This is a genomic window from Aureimonas sp. SA4125 (assembly GCF_019973775.1).
GTDB lineage: Bacteria > Pseudomonadota > Alphaproteobacteria > Rhizobiales > Rhizobiaceae > Plantimonas.
On record NZ_AP025032.1, the window covers coordinates 3,299,182 to 3,314,168 of the forward strand.

The 14,987-nt window shown below is 66.1% G+C and carries 13 protein-coding genes and 1 other RNA gene; all 14 read right to left on the reverse strand.

Going from position 1 to position 14,987, the window contains the following annotated elements:
- Positions 1 to 19: 19 nt before the first annotated feature.
- The 14 genes from murG to Sa4125_RS15685 all read right to left on the reverse strand — a co-directional run bounded on the left by murG (position 20) and on the right by Sa4125_RS15685 (position 14,715).
- Positions 20 to 1,123: an undecaprenyldiphospho-muramoylpentapeptide beta-N-acetylglucosaminyltransferase gene (gene murG / locus Sa4125_RS15620; protein ID WP_223999268.1), complete on the reverse strand. Its 1,104-nt coding sequence runs from the start codon at positions 1,121 to 1,123 to the stop codon at positions 20 to 22.
- A 435-nt stretch (positions 1,124 to 1,558) separates the two neighbouring features.
- Positions 1,559 to 2,713: a putative lipid II flippase FtsW gene (gene ftsW, locus Sa4125_RS15625; protein WP_223999269.1), complete on the reverse strand. Its 1,155-nt coding sequence runs from the start codon at positions 2,711 to 2,713 to the stop codon at positions 1,559 to 1,561.
- 3 nt (positions 2,714 to 2,716) lie between these two features.
- Complete coding sequence (murD, locus tag Sa4125_RS15630; RefSeq protein WP_223999271.1) at positions 2,717 to 4,111, reverse strand: UDP-N-acetylmuramoyl-L-alanine--D-glutamate ligase; 1,395 nt, start codon at positions 4,109 to 4,111, stop codon at positions 2,717 to 2,719.
- 8 nt (positions 4,112 to 4,119) lie between these two features.
- Positions 4,120 to 5,202, reverse strand: coding sequence for a phospho-N-acetylmuramoyl-pentapeptide-transferase (mraY, locus tag Sa4125_RS15635; RefSeq protein ID WP_223999273.1), 1,083 nt, complete (start codon positions 5,200 to 5,202; stop codon positions 4,120 to 4,122).
- Positions 5,203 to 5,205: 3 nt separating this feature from the next.
- Complete coding sequence (locus tag Sa4125_RS15640; RefSeq protein WP_223999275.1) at positions 5,206 to 6,666, reverse strand: UDP-N-acetylmuramoylalanyl-D-glutamyl-2,6-diaminopimelate--D-alanyl-D-alanine ligase; 1,461 nt, start codon at positions 6,664 to 6,666, stop codon at positions 5,206 to 5,208.
- The gene (locus Sa4125_RS15645; RefSeq protein ID WP_223999277.1) at positions 6,663 to 8,111 is read right to left on the reverse strand and encodes a UDP-N-acetylmuramoyl-L-alanyl-D-glutamate--2,6-diaminopimelate ligase; all 1,449 of its coding nucleotides are present in this window, start codon (positions 8,109 to 8,111) and stop codon (positions 6,663 to 6,665) included. The genes Sa4125_RS15640 and Sa4125_RS15645 overlap by 4 nt, the downstream gene beginning before the upstream one ends.
- Positions 8,112 to 8,196: 85 nt before the next feature.
- Complete coding sequence (locus tag Sa4125_RS15650; RefSeq protein WP_223999279.1) at positions 8,197 to 9,939, reverse strand: penicillin-binding protein 2; 1,743 nt, start codon at positions 9,937 to 9,939, stop codon at positions 8,197 to 8,199.
- Positions 9,939 to 10,295, reverse strand: coding sequence for a hypothetical protein (locus Sa4125_RS15655; protein WP_223999281.1), 357 nt, complete (start codon positions 10,293 to 10,295; stop codon positions 9,939 to 9,941). The genes Sa4125_RS15650 and Sa4125_RS15655 overlap by 1 nt, the downstream gene beginning before the upstream one ends.
- 3 nt (positions 10,296 to 10,298) lie before the next feature.
- On the reverse strand, positions 10,299 to 11,336 hold the full coding sequence (gene rsmH / locus Sa4125_RS15660) for a 16S rRNA (cytosine(1402)-N(4))-methyltransferase RsmH (RefSeq protein WP_223999282.1): 1,038 nt from the start codon (positions 11,334 to 11,336) through the stop codon (positions 10,299 to 10,301).
- Positions 11,333 to 11,794 carry a division/cell wall cluster transcriptional repressor MraZ gene (mraZ, locus tag Sa4125_RS15665; RefSeq protein ID WP_224007847.1) on the reverse strand — a complete coding sequence of 154 codons (462 nt, stop codon included), beginning with the start codon at positions 11,792 to 11,794 and terminating at the stop codon, positions 11,333 to 11,335. The genes rsmH and mraZ overlap by 4 nt, the downstream gene beginning before the upstream one ends.
- Before the next feature lie 545 nt (positions 11,795 to 12,339).
- An RNA gene (rnpB, locus tag Sa4125_RS15670) (RNase P RNA component class A) lies at positions 12,340 to 12,783 on the reverse strand.
- A gap of 32 nt (positions 12,784 to 12,815) precedes the next feature.
- On the reverse strand, positions 12,816 to 13,613 hold the full coding sequence (locus Sa4125_RS15675; protein ID WP_223999283.1) for an N-acetylmuramoyl-L-alanine amidase: 798 nt from the start codon (positions 13,611 to 13,613) through the stop codon (positions 12,816 to 12,818).
- Positions 13,610 to 14,326, reverse strand: coding sequence for a DnaJ family molecular chaperone (locus Sa4125_RS15680; protein ID WP_223999284.1), 717 nt, complete (start codon positions 14,324 to 14,326; stop codon positions 13,610 to 13,612). Before Sa4125_RS15680 ends, Sa4125_RS15675 begins: the two co-directional genes overlap by 4 nt.
- Before the next feature lie 206 nt (positions 14,327 to 14,532).
- Positions 14,533 to 14,715 (reverse strand): hypothetical protein, encoded by a 183-nt coding sequence (locus Sa4125_RS15685; protein WP_223999285.1) that lies wholly within the window; start codon positions 14,713 to 14,715, stop codon positions 14,533 to 14,535.
- Between the last annotated feature and the right edge of the window lie 272 nt (positions 14,716 to 14,987).

Here is a 14,987-nt window from a genome sequence, read left to right on the forward strand (position 1 = left end):
GGGTCTCCGTTCGCAAAAGTCAGTTGCTGTTGGCTGTGCCGGACATAGACTCCACGACATCGGCAAGCAACCGCGCCGCATGGGGAATCCCCGTCGATCGCGCGGCAGCGGCCATCGCCGTCGCGCGGCCCTGATCGGCGGCAAGCCCTGCGATCAGGCCGGCGAGACGCTCCGGCGACAGGTCAGCCTGCGGAACGACCAGGGCGCCTCCCGCAGCCTCGATCAGGGCCGCATTCGCCGCCTGGTCGTGGTCGAGCGCATAGGGGTAGGGCACCAGGATCGCCGGGCGGCCGATCACCGCGATCTCCGAGACGGTCGAAGCACCGGAGCGGCTGACGACGAGCTGCGCTCGCCCGATGCGCTTGGCCATGTCGGTGAAGAAGGGTGAGACATCGGCCTCGATGCCCTCGGCGGCGTAGAAGGTGCGCACCCGCTCTTCCTGCTCGGGGCGCGCCTGCTGCGTGACGTGCAGCTGACGGCGCAGGTCCGCCGGCAGGGCCCGGATCGTCTCCGGCATGACGTCGGCGAAGAACTGCGCCCCCTGGCTGCCGCCGAAAACGACGAGGCGAAAACGCCCGTCAGAATCGCGCGCCTTGTAGTCGTAGCCCGCGGCTTCCAGAATCGCCGGTCGCACCGGATTGCCGGTGACGGTGATCTTCCCGGCATAGGCCTTGTCGGCATGCTCCTGCGGAATGCCGGCGGCGATCCTCGTCACCCGCGGCGCGAGAAACTTGTTGGCGCGGCCCATGACGGCGTTCTGCTCGTGGATCAGCGTCGGCCGTCCGGCACGCGTCGCCGCCATCATCGGCGGCACCGTGGGATAGCCGCCGAAGCCGACGACCACGGCGGGCCGGATCGTGCGAACCACCTGGCTCGCCACCCTGAAGCCGCGCCAGAGCGTCATCAACGACGACGCGACATGCAGCGGGTTCTTGGAGCCGAAGGTCGCGGACGGCACGACATGGATGCTCTCGACCGGAAACCGCTCGGCGTAGCGCCCTGCCCGCTCGTCCGTCGCCAGATGCACGGTGAAGCCGCGCGCGACGAGTTCGTGCGCCAGCGCCTCGGCCGGAAAGAGATGCCCGCCGGTACCGCCGGCGGAGAGAAGGATGGGTCCGTTCATGCGTGTCGCCCCGTCAGCCGGTGAGTGTGCGTGGCGCCTGTTATCACGAGAGGGCGCCCGCCAGTTACCCCGACAGACGACGAAAGAACGAAATCAGGTCGATGTCATTCAGCCTTGGCGATTGTCTGCCAACCGGCGGCGCCGGCTCTGCTCGATGTCGCGGTCGAGACTCCTGCCGACATAGCGCGTAACGAGGATCGCGCCGATGAGCAAAGTCAGGGCAGCAAGCACATAGAAAATGATCTCAATCGTGCATCCAGTCCTCGCAAGCGTCGCCGGGCATGAAGGTGAATATCGGGGCTAAGAACTAAGCTGCAAAGGCTCAGGACTGCGGCGACACCGTTGAAGTAGCCCGCCGTCAGCTTGATCTGTTGCTTTTCCGCCTCGCTGAGTTTCCGGTTGTCCGATGGGATGTCCTGCTCCGACATATCGGCCTCACATCGCCCCGAGCGCCATCGTCCGATCCATCAGCCGGTCGGTCTGCGAAGCGTTTTCCGGCTTGCGGCGGGTCAGGGCGAGGACGAAGCCGGCGGCGATCGCCACCGCCATCATCGACGAGCCGCCATAGGAGATGAAGGGCAGCGTCATGCCCTTGGCCGGCATCAGTTGCAGATTCACCGCCATGTTGATGATCGACTGCAGCCCGAACAGGAAGACGAGGCCGGAGATCGCCAGCCGCGTGAACGCGTCGCGCTGCGCCAAGGCGACGCTGAGGCCGCGGATGACGATGAAGCAGAACAGCGAGGCGAGAAGCATGCATGCGACGATGCCGAACTCCTCGGCGATGACCGAGAAGGCGAAGTCGGTGTGGCTGTCGGGCAGCATCCGCTTGACCGTACCCTCGCCCGGCCCCCGTCCGAGCCAGCCGCCGTGTAGAATCGCCTCGCGCGCCGTGTCGATCTGGAAGGTGTCGCCCTCGCCGGTGACGAAGCGGTCGATGCGGCTCGCCACGTGCGGAAAGAAGGAATAGGCGGCGAAGAAGCCACCGGCGGCGATACCGCCGAGCCCGACGATCCAGAGCCAGGGCATGCCGGCCATGAAGAACAGCCCACCCCAGGCGCCCGCCGTCAAGATGGTCTGGCCGAGATCGGGCTGAGCGACGAGAAGGGCGCAGACGATGAAGAGGAGAATGATCGCGAAGAGGTTGCCGGGAATGTCGGCGCGCCGCGCCTTTTCGGCAAAGAGCCAGGCGCAGATGACGACGAAGGCCGGCTTCATGAACTCCGAGGGCTGCAGCGACAGCGGGCCGATGTCGACCCAGCGCCGCGCGCCCTTGACCTCGGTGCCGAAGAACAGCGCGACGATCATCAGCGCGATCGAGGCGCCGAGCATGATCACCGCGGTCCGCCTAATGCCGCGGGGGGAGAGCATCGAGGTGAGGAGCATCACGAGGATGGAGGGGATCAGGAAGACCCCGTGCCGCTTGACGAAGTGGAACGGCTCCAGACCGATCTTCTCGGCCACGGGCGGACTGGCCGCGAAGGACAGGACGAGACCGCCGACCATGAGGATCAGGAAGGCGGCGAGGAACCATCGATCGACGCCCCACCACCAGTCCGCCATCGTTCCTCGCTTGACGCGGTTGGACATCGATCAGCCCTTCTCGATCAATTGGATTCCCGGAAGGCGCCCGACCGCCTCGCGGAATGTATCGCCCCGAACCTCGAAATTGCGGAACTGGTCGAAGCTCGCGCAGGCGGGCGACAGCAGCACGACTTCCGGCTGACCGGTGGCGGCGGCATCGCGCGCCGCATGGGCGACGGCGTTTTCCAGCGTTCCGAATATCTCGTAGGCAATGCCTTCGCCGAGCGTCGCGGCGAAGGCCGGTGCCGCCTCGCCGATCAGATAGGCCTTGGCGATGCGCGAAAAGAACGGGGCGAGCTTGGCGATGCCGCCATCCTTGGCCAGGCCGCCGGCGATCCAGTGGATCCGCTCGAAGGCGGCGAGCGCCGGCGCCGCAGCCTCGGCATTGGTCGCCTTGGAATCGTTGACGAAGAGAACCGCGCCGTCCCGGCCGATCTCCTCCATGCGGTGGGCAAGGCCTGGAAAGGAACCGAGCCCCATCGAGATCTCCGCCGGGGTCAGGCCGCTCGCCGCAAGGGCAGCGACCGCCGCAGCCGCGTTCTGGCCATTATGGCGCCCGCGCAACGAGCCGATGGTGGTGAGGTCGAAGCGCGCGACTTCCGTGCCGCGATGCATCTGAACGACGCTGCCGCCGTCGAAATAGGCGCCGTGCGAAACCAGCTGGTGGTGCGAGATGCGCTGGGAATTGCGTCCCTTGGCTGCGAGATCGTCGGCGATGCTGCGCCCATCCCATTCATCGATCCCGACGATCGCGGTATTGGCGTCGGCAAGGAGCCGCGCCTTGACCGCGGCGTAGTTCTGCATCGTACCGTGCCGGTCGAGGTGATCGGGCGTCAGGTTGAGGAGAATGGCTACCGAGGGCGCGATCCCCGGTGAGAGGTCGATCTGGTACGACGAACACTCGACGACGTAGAAGCGGTCCGGCGTCGGCGGGTCGAGGGTCAGGATGGCGACGCCGATATTGCCGCCGAGCTGCGTGTCGCGCCCGGCGGCGCGCAGGCAGTGCGCGATCAGCGCCGTGGTGGTCGACTTGCCGTTCGTGCCGGTGATCGCGATGAAGGGCGCCGTCGGCGCGTGCCGGGCGCGCTCACGGCTGAAGATCTCGATGTCGCCGATGACCTCGATGCCGGCGGTCCGCGCGAGTTCCACGGTCCAGTGGGGCTTCGGATGGGTCAGCGGCACGCCGGGAGACAGGATCAGAGCCGAAAAGTCGCTCCAGTCGGCGGTGCGAAGGTCCGCACAGAAGATGCCGTCCTTCTCGGCCGCCGCGACGCTGGCGGGGTTGTCGTCGTAGGCCAGGACCTCGGCGCCGCCCGCCAGCAACGACAGCGCCGTCGCCCGGCCGGATCCGCCAAGGCCGAAGAGCGCAACCCGCTTGCCGTCGAAGGTGGTGGCCGGGATCATCTCGCCCCCTACCGCAGCTTCAGGGTGGACAGGCCGACGAAGGCCAGCATGAAGGCGATGATCCAGAAGCGCACGACGACCTGGCTCTCGGTCCAGCCGAGCTTCTCGAAGTGGTGGTGGATCGGGGCCATGAGGAAGACGCGCTTGCCGGTCAGCTTGAAGCTCGCCACCTGGATGATGACGCTCATCGCCTCGATGACGAAGAGGCCGCCGATGATCGCCAGCACCAGCTCATGTTTGGTCGCGACCGCGATGGTGCCGACCATGCCGCCCAGCGCCAGCGAGCCTGTGTCGCCCATGAAGATCGCCGCGGGCGGCGCGTTGAACCAGAGAAAGCCGAGGCCTGCGCCAATGACGGCGCCGCAGACCACGGCGAGCTCGCCCGTGCCGAAGACGTAGTGAATCTGCAGGTAATTGGCGAAGTTCACATTGCCCGAGAGATAGGCAATGAGGCCAAAGGCGCCACAGGCGATCATGATCGGAACGATGGCCAGGCCATCGAGCCCGTCGGTCAGATTCACCGCGTTGCCGGCGCCGACGACGACGAAGGCGGCGAAGACGATGTAGAACATGCCGAGATCGAGGAGCAGCGACTTGACGAAGGGAAAGGCCAGCGAAGTGGCGAAGCTGCCGGTGCCGGCATAGGCGATCAGCGTGCAGGCGATGCCGGCGATCAGGAATTCCAGGCCGAGCCGCGCCTTGCCGGAAAAGCCCTTGTGCGACTGTTTCGTCACCTTGAGATAATCGTCGTAGAAGCCGATGGCGCCGAAGCCTACAGTCACGAGGAGCACGGTCCAGACGTAGATATTGCTGAGGTCGGCCCAGAGCAGGGTCGCGCCGATGATGCCCGAGAGGATCATCAGGCCGCCCATGGTCGGCGTGCCCGCCTTCTTGAAATGCGTCTGCGGCCCGTCCGCGCGGATCGGCTGGCCGCGCCCCTGGCGAATCTTCAGGGCGGCGATGATCGCCGGTCCGAACAGGAACACCATGATGAAGGACGTGATCATCGCGCTTCCGGTCCGGAAGGTGATGTATCGAAAGACGTTGAACGCCGCGATGTCCTCAGAGAAATGACCGAGATATTCCAGCATCGATCAGTTTTCCTGCGAGGTCGCTGCGTCGACGCCGTCTGGCGCCGTCAAGGGGGGATGGCCGGCCAGAAGGCCGGATACGATCGTGGAGAGACCGATGCTGTTGGATGCCTTGACAATGACGACGTCGCCGGAGTGAAGCTGACGCATCAGGCTTGCCCGAAGCTCATCTGCGCTGGCGTGCCATTCGCAGGCGAGGTCCCCGTCCAGCGCTTCGTCGAGGGACTTCATGGCCTCGCCGACGAGGAAGACCTTGTCCGCGGACGCGGACCGCAGGTCGTCGGCGAGGGCCGAATGCATCGCCGCCGCATGGGCACCGAGTTCCAGCATGTCGCCGAGCACGGCAATTCGCCGACCACCGTCACCAGGCGGCGTCGCGGACAGAACCGCGATGGCGGCGCGCATCGAGGTCGGATTGGCGTTGTAGCTCTCGTCGATCAGGACGATCTTGCCACCGCCCTGCACGTCGAGAAAATGGCGTTCGCCGCGGCCCTTGCCAGCGTGCCAGCTGGCGAGCGACGCGGCGCAGGCAGCGACATCGGCGCCGACAAGCGAGGCGGCCCCGAGAACGGCGACGAGATTTTCCGCGATGTGGCGGCCGGATGCGGCGAGAGCGAGATCGATCTCGGTGCCGGCGATCCGCGCCTCGACCCGCGCGCCCTCGGCGGACGGAGCATAATCGATCAGCCGGTAGTCGCAGTCGGGCCCTGCGCCGAATGTCTTGATCTCGGTCACGCCGGCGGCGCGCGCCATTTCGGAGAGAGGCCCGCATTGCGGGTCGTCGGCGTTCAGGAGGGCGACGCCGTCCGCCACCAGTCCCTCGAAGATCTCCGCCTTGGCGACGGCGATTTCGTCGAGATCGCGGAAATGACCGAGATGGGCGGGGGCGATGAGCGTGACGATGGCGACATGCGGGCGCACGAGCTTGACGAGCGGCCGGATTTCGCCGGGATGGTTCATGCCGATCTCGAAAATGCCGAAGCGCGTCTCGGCCGGCATCCGCGCGAGGCTCAGCGGCACGCCCCAGTGATTGTTGAACGAGGCCGCGGACGCATGCACGGAGCCGCAGGCCGCCAGCGCATGGCGGAGTGCCTCCTTCGTCGTCGTCTTGCCGACGCTGCCGGTGACAGCAACGATGCGCGCCTTCGAACGGGCCCGCGACGCCTCGGCAAGGCGTTCCAGCGCCTTGAGGACGTCGTCGACGACGATGATCTGGGCCTGCACGCGCCCGAGGGCCGGGAGTTTGTGCTTGGCGACGACGAGCACCCCCGCCCCGGCGGCAACGGCTGCGGTCAGGAAGTTGTGGCCATCGAAATTCTCACCCTTGATGGCGAAGAAAGCCTCGCCCGGCTGAAGGGTGCGGGTGTCGATCGAAATGCCGGTGATGCCGTCGGGCATGGCGCCGATCGGACGACCACCGGTGGCCTCGACGAGGGCGTCGATCTCCCATAGGAAATCGGTCATTGTCCGGCCTCCCGGATCGCGGCGCGCACTTCCTGATGGTCGCTGAACGGGAACACGGTGGTTCCGACCGTCTGGCCGGTCTCGTGGCCCTTGCCGGCGATCACGACGGTGTCGCCGGCATCGGCCGCCGCCACGGCATGCCGGATGGCGGCGTGGCGGTCGGCGATCTCCTCGGCACCGGGCGCCGCGGCGAGGATCTCGCCACGGATGCTGGCCGGCACTTCGGAGCGCGGGTTGTCGTCGGTGACGATGGCGATGTCGGCAAGGCGCGCGGCGATCTCGCCCATGATCGGCCGCTTGCCACGGTCGCGGTCGCCACCACAGCCGAAGACGACGATGACACGCCCGGTGGTGAAGGGCCGGACGGCCCACAGGACGTTCTCCAGTGCCTCAGGCTTGTGCGCATAGTCGACGAAGACCGGCGCGCCGCTTGCCGTGGTGCCTGCAAGCTCCAGTCGGCCGGGCGCGCCCTTCAGGTCCTCGAGGCTCTGCAGCGCCTGTCCGGACTCGACGCCGGTGGCGATCGCAAGTCCTGCGGCCACCAGCGCGTTGGCCATCTGGAACTCGCCCGCAAGCGGCAGCACGACGCGATGGATGCGGCCCTCGGCTTCGATCTCCGCGATCTGGCGGTGGCGCTCGTGTTCGAGGCGCTTGAGGGCGAGGAACGTGCCCTTGCGACCGACGGTCAACACATTGGCGCCGGACTGCAAAGCGGTTGCCCTCGCCCGGTCGGACCAAATGTCGTCGGCGAAGATGACCGCCGGCGCACCGGTCGGCAGGAGCGTATCGAACAGGCGCATCTTGGCGGCGAAATAGGCCTCGACGGTCGGATGATAATCGAGATGATCGCGGCCGAGATTGATGAAGGCCGCGGCAGACAGGTGCACGCCGTCGAGCCGGCGCTGGTCGAGGCCGTGGCTGGACGCTTCCATGGCCGCGTGCGTGACGCCTTCGGCAGCAAGTTCGGCCATCAGGCGCGCCAGCGCGATCGGGTCGGGCGTCGTCAGCGAGCCGTACTCGTCACGTCCCGGCGCGGTGACGCCGGTCGTGCCGATCGAGGCGGCGGGATGGCCGGCGGCGCTCCAGATCTGCCGCGTGAAGGCGGCGATCGATGTCTTGCCGCTGGTTCCGGTCACCGCGACGATCGTGGGCGGCTGCGCGCCGAAGAAGCGTGCCGCCAGCAGAGCCAGGGCGCGGCGCGAATCCTCCGCACGAAGGACGGGAAGGTCGGTGGCGAGATCAGTCCCGGCTTCGACCAGGATCGCGACGGCACCTTTCGCCTCCGCCTCGCGCACGAAGCTCGCCCCGTCGGCTTTCGAGCCGGAGAGCGCGGCGAACAGCGATCCCGGCTGGATGGCGCGCGAATCCGAGGACAGTCCGGTCACCGCGATGGTCCGGCCCTCCCCGCCCCCGGCGATCCCCTGCGCAAGCTCCGATAAATTCATTAACCATAACCCGCGTTAAGCTGGAAAGCCGGCGGTTGCCCGCCGGCCCGGAAGGCCCATCCTGGCCCCCAACCCGTTCTAGCCGTTAGTAGGAGACGAGCAAGGACTTTCCCCGATCGCCGAAATCGGGCTTCACGCCGAGCAGCGCCGCGGAGCGGCGGATGATCGCGCCGGCCGCCGGTGCCGCGTTCGAGGCAGCCGTGGCGCCCTGTCCGGAGCCCGGGACGGGCTGCGGCTCGTCAATCACGACGAGCGTGACATAGCGCGGCGCGTCGATCGGGAAGGCAGCGAGATAACCGTTGAAGCGCTTGTTGCCGATGTAGCGGCCGTTGACCACCTTTTCAGCCGTGCCCGTCTTTCCGCCGACACGGTATCCCGGCACCAGGGCCTGGCGGCCGGAGCCGTGCTCGCCGTTCAGCTCGAACATGTAGCGCATCTCGTCGCTGGTCTGCTTGCTGATCACCGGCACGGCCAGCTTCTGCGCTTCCTCGACGCTGCGGGGAAGGAAGGTCGGCGGGATCAGGTAACCGCCGTTCATCAGCGCCGCGGCGGCGACGGCCGTCTGCAGCGGTGTCGTCGAAATGCCATGGCCGTAGGAGATCGTCATCGAATTGATCTTCTTCCACTGCTTGGGCTGGGTCGGCGTCGCCACTTCCGGCAGTTCCGTCTGTATCCGCGACAGGAGGCCCATCTTGGTCAGGAAGGCCTTGTGACCTTCGATGCCGACGATGTCGGCCTCTCGGGCCGAGCCGACATTGGACGAGTACTGGAAGATTTCCGGCACGGTCAGTGGCCGGTGCTTGCTGTGGAATTCCTTGATGGTGAAGCCGGAGACGCGGAAGGGCTCGGTGCTGAAGACGTCGGTGATCTTTACCAGACCCGAATCGAGGGCCATCGCCGTGGTGAAGCTCTTGAAGGTCGAGCCCATTTCGAACAGGCCCGCCGACATGCGGTTCAGATTTTCCTTCTTCAGCGCTTCGACCGGATTGTTCGGGTCGAAATCCGGCATCGACACCATGGCGACGACTTCGCCGGTGGTCACATCGAGGATGATCCCCGCGGCTGCGATCGCCCGGTAGCGCACGATCGCGGCCGCCAGTTCGTCGCGCATGATGTGCTGGACGCGCAGGTCGATCGACAGTTTCACCGGCTCGAGTTCGCTGCTCGCGGCCAGACCGAGGTTCTGGATCTCGCGCAGTCCCTGGTCGTCGACATACTTCTCCATGCCGGCAATGCCCTGGTTGTCGACATTGACGGCACCGACGATGTGCGAAGCCGTGTTGCCGCCGGGGTAGAAGCGGCGCTTTTCGGTACGGAATCCGATGCCGGGAATACCGAGAGCAAAGATCTCCTGCTGCTGGCGCGGCGTCAGCTCGCGACGCAGCCAGACGAAGCCGGCGTCGCTGGCCAGCCGCGTGTGCAGGTATTTGGCGTCGAGATCGGGCAGGACGGAGCGCAGGAGTTCGCCGGCCTCGTCCGGATCGACGATGCGGCGCGGCTCGGCAAACAGCGAGGCCGTCTTGATATCGGTGGCCAGCACCTGGCCATTGCGGTCGACGAGGTCAGGTCGGGCCGCGACGACCTGCGCCCTGGCCTGATAGGCGCCCCCGTCGTTCGGCAGACTGCCCCACATCACCAACCGACCGCCGATGATCGCGTAGACGGAGCAGAACAGGCCGATGGCGATGATGAAGCGTTGCCGGTTGCGGGGCGCCTCGATCGGCCGGCGCCGGGAGAAGCTACGGCCCTGCGGGGTCGCCTGTGCAGGCGCGGCGTCGCCTGAGCCGAGAGAAGAGAGGCGGCGGGGGAGCTTGGGAAGCTTGATCATTACCGTACCAGGCTCTTGGAATTGTCGGCGTAGCCACCGAGGGTGTCGGTCCCGTTCGGGACAAGATTGATTGGCTCGGCAGGAAGTTCATCGGGCTCGACGATCTGTTCGGGCCGTAGCGGCTCCAGCGCCAGATCGGCCTTGAAGGCCTCGGCGAGCTGTTGCAGCCGGTCCGGCTGGTTCAGCAGGCTCCAGTCGGCCTCCAGAAGCGCGATGGTCTCGCGCTCGAGAGACGCTTTCCTCTCGACGACGTGGACCTGATCCTCGATCAGCTCGGCTTCGTGCTTGATCTTGAAGGTCCAGGCGGCGGCCGAGATCATGATGGCGATGAGAACGATGTCGATCGTCTTCAGCATCTCTCAGGCTCCTGTATCGGGTAGGTCGGCAAGCGACGGCAGATCGGCAAAGAGGCTTGCTGAGCGGACGTCGCGCGGGGCGGCGTCCGTTCGCGTGCCGGCGCGCAGCTTGGCCGAGCGCGAGCGCGGATTGCCCTCGATCTCGGCATCGTCGGCCGTGACCGGCTTGTTGCGCGAAACGAATGTAAGAGGCTTGGCAGCCATGTCGGGCAGATGCCGCGAGCCCGAATCCTGCTCGGAGCGCTCGCGGAAGAAGCGCTTGACCAGCCGGTCCTCGAGCGAATGGAAGGTCACGACCGCCAGCCGCCCGCCGGGCTTCAACACGTTCTCGGCAGCGATGAGCGCCCGCACGAGTTCGCCGAGTTCGTCATTGACGAAGATCCGCAGCGCCTGGAAGGTGCGCGTCGCCGGATCGATGCGATCCTTCGGCGCGCGCCCGATGACCTTGAGGACGAGACCGGCAAGATCGAGCGTCCGCTCGAACGGCCGCTCGGCGCGCCGCGCCTCGATCGCCCGTGCGATCCGGCCGGCCTGGCGCTCTTCGCCAAGGAAGTTCAGCACCCGGGCGAGGTCACCGACCTTCAGCCGGTTGACGACGTCGGCAGCGCTCGGACCAGAACGGCTCATGCGCATGTCGAGCGGGCCGTCCTTCTGGAAAGAGAACCCCCTGTCCGCCTCGTCGATCTGCATGGAGGAGACGCCGATATCGAGAACCACGCCGTCCACGAGCCCGCCCGCCTGCTCGCGGGCGATCTCGTCGAGATCGCCGAACCGGCCGTGCACGGGCTTGAGCAGACCAGCCGAGGCCTCTGCCATGACGGTCGCCGTCTCGATGGCGCCGGGATCGCGGTCGATGCCGATGACGCCGGCTCCCCGGGCCAGCAAAGCGCGTGAATAACCGCCGGCGCCAAAGGTGCCGTCGACGATCCACTGGCCGGGCGCAGGGTCAAGCGCGGCGACGACGGCGTCGAGAAGCACCGGAATGTGGCGCAAGGGTCCGCCCTCGCCGTGGAGTTCTCCCTCGCCGACGTGCACCATCATTCCGGCGCCGCCTTCGACGCGGACGCACTGCCCCGCATCGCCAGCAGACGGGCGCGCGCCTCGGTCCTGTGCGCTTCGAACTGCGCCGGCTCCCAGAGCTGAAAGAACGTGTTGCGACCGACGAAGGTCACCTTGTCGGTGATGCCGGTATGGGCGCGGACGAAGTCGTTCACCGTGATCCGCCCTTCCTGGTCGAATTTCAGGAAGGCGCCGTCCCCGTAGGTGAAGAGCGACATGTCGGCATAGGCTTCGCTGAACGGGTCTTCCGCTTCCAGTCGCTGTTCGTATCGCTGCAGCAGGTCCATGCCGCCGACGTCGATCGCCGGACTGCCGAGCGACTGCATGGCGTAAAGCTCCTTGAAGCCGCGCTGCGCAAGAATCTGGCGGAAGGCGGCGGGTACCGACACCCTGCCCTTGGCGTCGATATTGTTGACGCTGTTGGACAGGAACCTGTCCATCACGCCATTCGTCCGCCAGCAACCATGTCATCTCGGCCCCCGCCGGTCCGGCCTAACGCCGACAAAAATTAACCATCCGCCACGCGCGTCTCTGCGTGTGGCGCACCCTCCGATCTCTTCGGAGTTGCATCGATAAGGACGTGATAAGGGCGCGAAAGAGCGCTGTTCTGACGGGTCGAGGGATAACATGGGACCATATGGGCGTCAATGGGATTGGGCCACACCAGGCATGGGATGGAGCACCTGATAATCATGGCCTGATAACCTTAACGGCCTATTAATATTCGGATATTTGGATTGGCGCACCCCTTGCGCCTGCCCGATCGACCGGAGCGTGCACTGCACTCGTCCGCGGGTGAGACCGTAAGTAGAACATCCGGAATCGCTTCGATAAAACAAGGAGGTGCCGCTGGCGTGCCGTTCACATGCGTGAACAGTCCCTGCAATTGAAGGTTGAAGATCGTAAGGGATGGCTGCAAATTATTTTGCCAGCCAAAGGCATCTGGACCCGCGTCCGACGAACAGGGGAGCGAAGGACAAAGGGAGATGCCAGTCGGCCTGTAAGCCGGGTTCTGTCGGCAGCGAACTGCCGGGCGACCATTCCTCTGGGACAGCGCTTGCGCGCCGCCTCGAGCAACCCACCCGGACGACCGGCCCGGAGAAAGGCTGGCGGTTTCCCGCCACGTCGTCCCTATTCGGTCTTGCTCCCGGTGGGGTTTGCCCTGCCACCCCTGTTGCCAGGGGTGCGGTGGGCTCTTACCCCACCGTTTCACCCTTACCCCGCCAGCGCTTCGCTCCTCTCCCATGTCAGCCCATGCGGGCGTCCGATGGCGGCGAGCGAACCGCAGGCGGGGCGGTTTATTTTCTGTGGCACTTTCCCTAGGGTCACCCCCGCCGGGCGTTACCCGGCACCGTTTCTCCGTGGAGCCCGGACTTTCCTCCCCCGTCGTCTTTCGACATGTGACGGCAGCGGTCGCCCAGCCGACTGGCGCGCGTTACCTGGGCGGGGGGGCCGGCGAAGTCAAGCCGTACGGATCGCGCCGCGACTGCCGCCCTGTGCCGCAAGCGGTGAGGAGGCGAGCGCACCCAGCAGCCTGTAAAGGGTGGTGATCGTCGACATGTCGGCGATCCCGTCGACCTTGCACGGCCTGAAGTGCTGCTGGAAGGCGATCGTGACCGCCCGCGTGCGCTCGTCGAAATCCCCTGTCGGGTCGATGCCGTAGCCGTAGGCGGCCAGCATCGACTGGAAGGCTGCGACGGGCTCGCCGGAGTCGCCGCGGCCAAAGAAACGACCGCCGCTCAGCCTCTCCGGCCGGACGAAATGGCCAAGGCCTGCGGCCGCAAGGTCCGCCCAGGGAAAGAGTTCGCCTGGATCCTGCTTGCGGCCCGGCGCGACGTCGGAATGGCCCAGCACGTTCTCGGGCGGGATCGCATGGCGCCCGACGATGTCCAGGCCGAGTGCGAGGACAGATGCCACCTGCGCCGGCGGATAGGCCCGGTACCCATGCTCATGACCGGGATTGACGATCTCGATGCCAATCGATCGGGAATTGATGTCGTCCCGGCCCCGCCAGTCGCCGGCTCCGGCGTGCCAGGCCCGATCGGCCTCGCAGACCAGTTGGACGACCCCCCCGTCCTCCTGGATGAGATAGTGGCTGGATACCTGGCTCCGTTCCATGCACATCCAGCGCAGCGCGCTTTCGCCGTCGGCCATGCCCGTATAATGCATGATCAGCATTTCTGGCCGGGAATGCCCGCGCCTCTCGCCGAAGTTCGGCGACGGGCGCAGTCCATCGACAAGCCCGCTATCGGCGATCATGGCGCGCGGCCCTTCGCGACGATGGCATAGGCAGCGTTGATCGCCTTCATCCGCTCGATGCCGATCGCCATGAATTCGTCGGGGACACCCCGCGCGGCAAGGCGGTCCGGATGATTTTCCTTGACGAGTTCTAGATAGCGGGCCCGCACCCGCTCCGTCCCCTCGCCCGGATCGAGACCCAGAACCGCGAACGGTCCGTCACTGCCGGTCGCGACATGGCGGTAGCGGATGGACGCGAACTCCGCTTCCGTCAGTCCGAAGACGACGGCGATCTGGCGAAGGAACGCCAACTCGCGCGGATGCACCATGCCGTCGGCCTTGGCGATATGGAAGAGACCGTCGAGCACGTCCGCCAGCAACGCGCAGCTCCGCTCGCCCTCGTCGCAGAGCGCCGCCATCTTCGCCGCATAGGCCTCGTAACCCGCGATATCACGCCTCGCGAGATCGTAGAGGCGGAAGACGTTGCGCATTTCGTCGGCGGGGATCGAAAAAATCTGCTGGAACGCCGCAATTTCGGCCTGACTGACGACGCCATCGGCCTTGGCCATCTTCGCCGACAAGGCGATCATGGCAACGGAAAACGCAACCTGACGCCGCTTTTCCTTGTCTGAGTCAAACAATGCGTGAATGCGTTCCAGGAGAGCATCCAGCGTCTGCATGCCCTGCGACGGCAGGGCCTGCACCAGCGCACCGAGACTCCATACGATCTGCATTGCGTCTTCCACGGCGCTACCCTACCCGGCCTTCTCGTGCCTAGAGACCGAAATCGACCAAAAGGTGATTCCGCCACTTTGCTGAAGGTTGGGCCCGCCTTGCGAAAAACGCGCCACATCGTCAAGCGACGCCCATAGTCGGGAGGCGATCGCCAAAAAGCAAGGCGCAGCGACGCGCGAGATCGTCGCGCGTCGGAGATCGCGCCTTAGTTGGCGGGTGCGGTCGTTGTGTCGGTGGCGGGCGGGGTGGTTGCCGGCGCCATGGTGTCGGTGGCAGGCGCGGTCGTTGTCGCCGGCGGCGGCGTGGTCGCGGCATTGTCGTCCGAACCGGAGCAGGCCGAGAGCGCGAGAACGACGCCAGCGAAGCTGACGAGCAGAAGCTTGTTCATGGATACACCTCGATTTGGGCCAAGTGGGCGGCAGACGGCGCCTTCGAGCGCCTTGCCAAAACAAATATAAGGCGCGCTCCGCCACGCCGCCCGTCGGGGCGATGACAAATTGTTGCGCAGCTGCATCATATGAGAGCCCTCATCTTCAGCAGCCGCCGCTTGGCAAGGCGGTGAAACTCGTTAACCATCCCGTGCAAGGCTGCCGCCACTCCAAGACAGTCCGCCACTCGACAGGTGCCGATTTTGACGATGTTTCCTATGCCAGCGCCGAC

What these genes read in the sequence shown, in the direction of transcription:
- murG (WP_223999268.1), bottom strand. Translation starts at nt 1,123, where the DNA reads ATGAACGGACCCATCCTTCTCTCCGCCGGCGGTACCGGCGGGCATCTC.
- ftsW (WP_223999269.1), bottom strand. Translation starts at nt 2,713, where the DNA reads ATGTCCAACCGCGTCAAGCGAGGAACGATGGCGGACTGGTGGTGGGGC.
- murD (WP_223999271.1), bottom strand. Translation starts at nt 4,111, where the DNA reads ATGATCCCGGCCACCACCTTCGACGGCAAGCGGGTTGCGCTCTTCGGC.
- mraY (WP_223999273.1), bottom strand. Translation starts at nt 5,202, where the DNA reads ATGCTGGAATATCTCGGTCATTTCTCTGAGGACATCGCGGCGTTCAAC.
- Sa4125_RS15640 (WP_223999275.1), bottom strand. Translation starts at nt 6,666, where the DNA reads ATGACCGATTTCCTATGGGAGATCGACGCCCTCGTCGAGGCCACCGGT.
- Sa4125_RS15645 (WP_223999277.1), bottom strand. Translation starts at nt 8,111, where the DNA reads ATGAATTTATCGGAGCTTGCGCAGGGGATCGCCGGGGGCGGGGAGGGC.
- Sa4125_RS15650 (WP_223999279.1), bottom strand. Translation starts at nt 9,939, where the DNA reads ATGATCAAGCTTCCCAAGCTCCCCCGCCGCCTCTCTTCTCTCGGCTCA.
- Sa4125_RS15655 (WP_223999281.1), bottom strand. Translation starts at nt 10,295, where the DNA reads ATGCTGAAGACGATCGACATCGTTCTCATCGCCATCATGATCTCGGCC.
- rsmH (WP_223999282.1), bottom strand. Translation starts at nt 11,336, where the DNA reads ATGATGGTGCACGTCGGCGAGGGAGAACTCCACGGCGAGGGCGGACCC.
- mraZ (WP_224007847.1), bottom strand. Translation starts at nt 11,794, where the DNA reads ATGGACAGGTTCCTGTCCAACAGCGTCAACAATATCGACGCCAAGGGC.
- Sa4125_RS15675 (WP_223999283.1), bottom strand. Translation starts at nt 13,613, where the DNA reads ATGATCGCCGATAGCGGGCTTGTCGATGGACTGCGCCCGTCGCCGAAC.
- Sa4125_RS15680 (WP_223999284.1), bottom strand. Translation starts at nt 14,326, where the DNA reads ATGCAGATCGTATGGAGTCTCGGTGCGCTGGTGCAGGCCCTGCCGTCG.
- Sa4125_RS15685 (WP_223999285.1), bottom strand. Translation starts at nt 14,715, where the DNA reads ATGAACAAGCTTCTGCTCGTCAGCTTCGCTGGCGTCGTTCTCGCGCTC.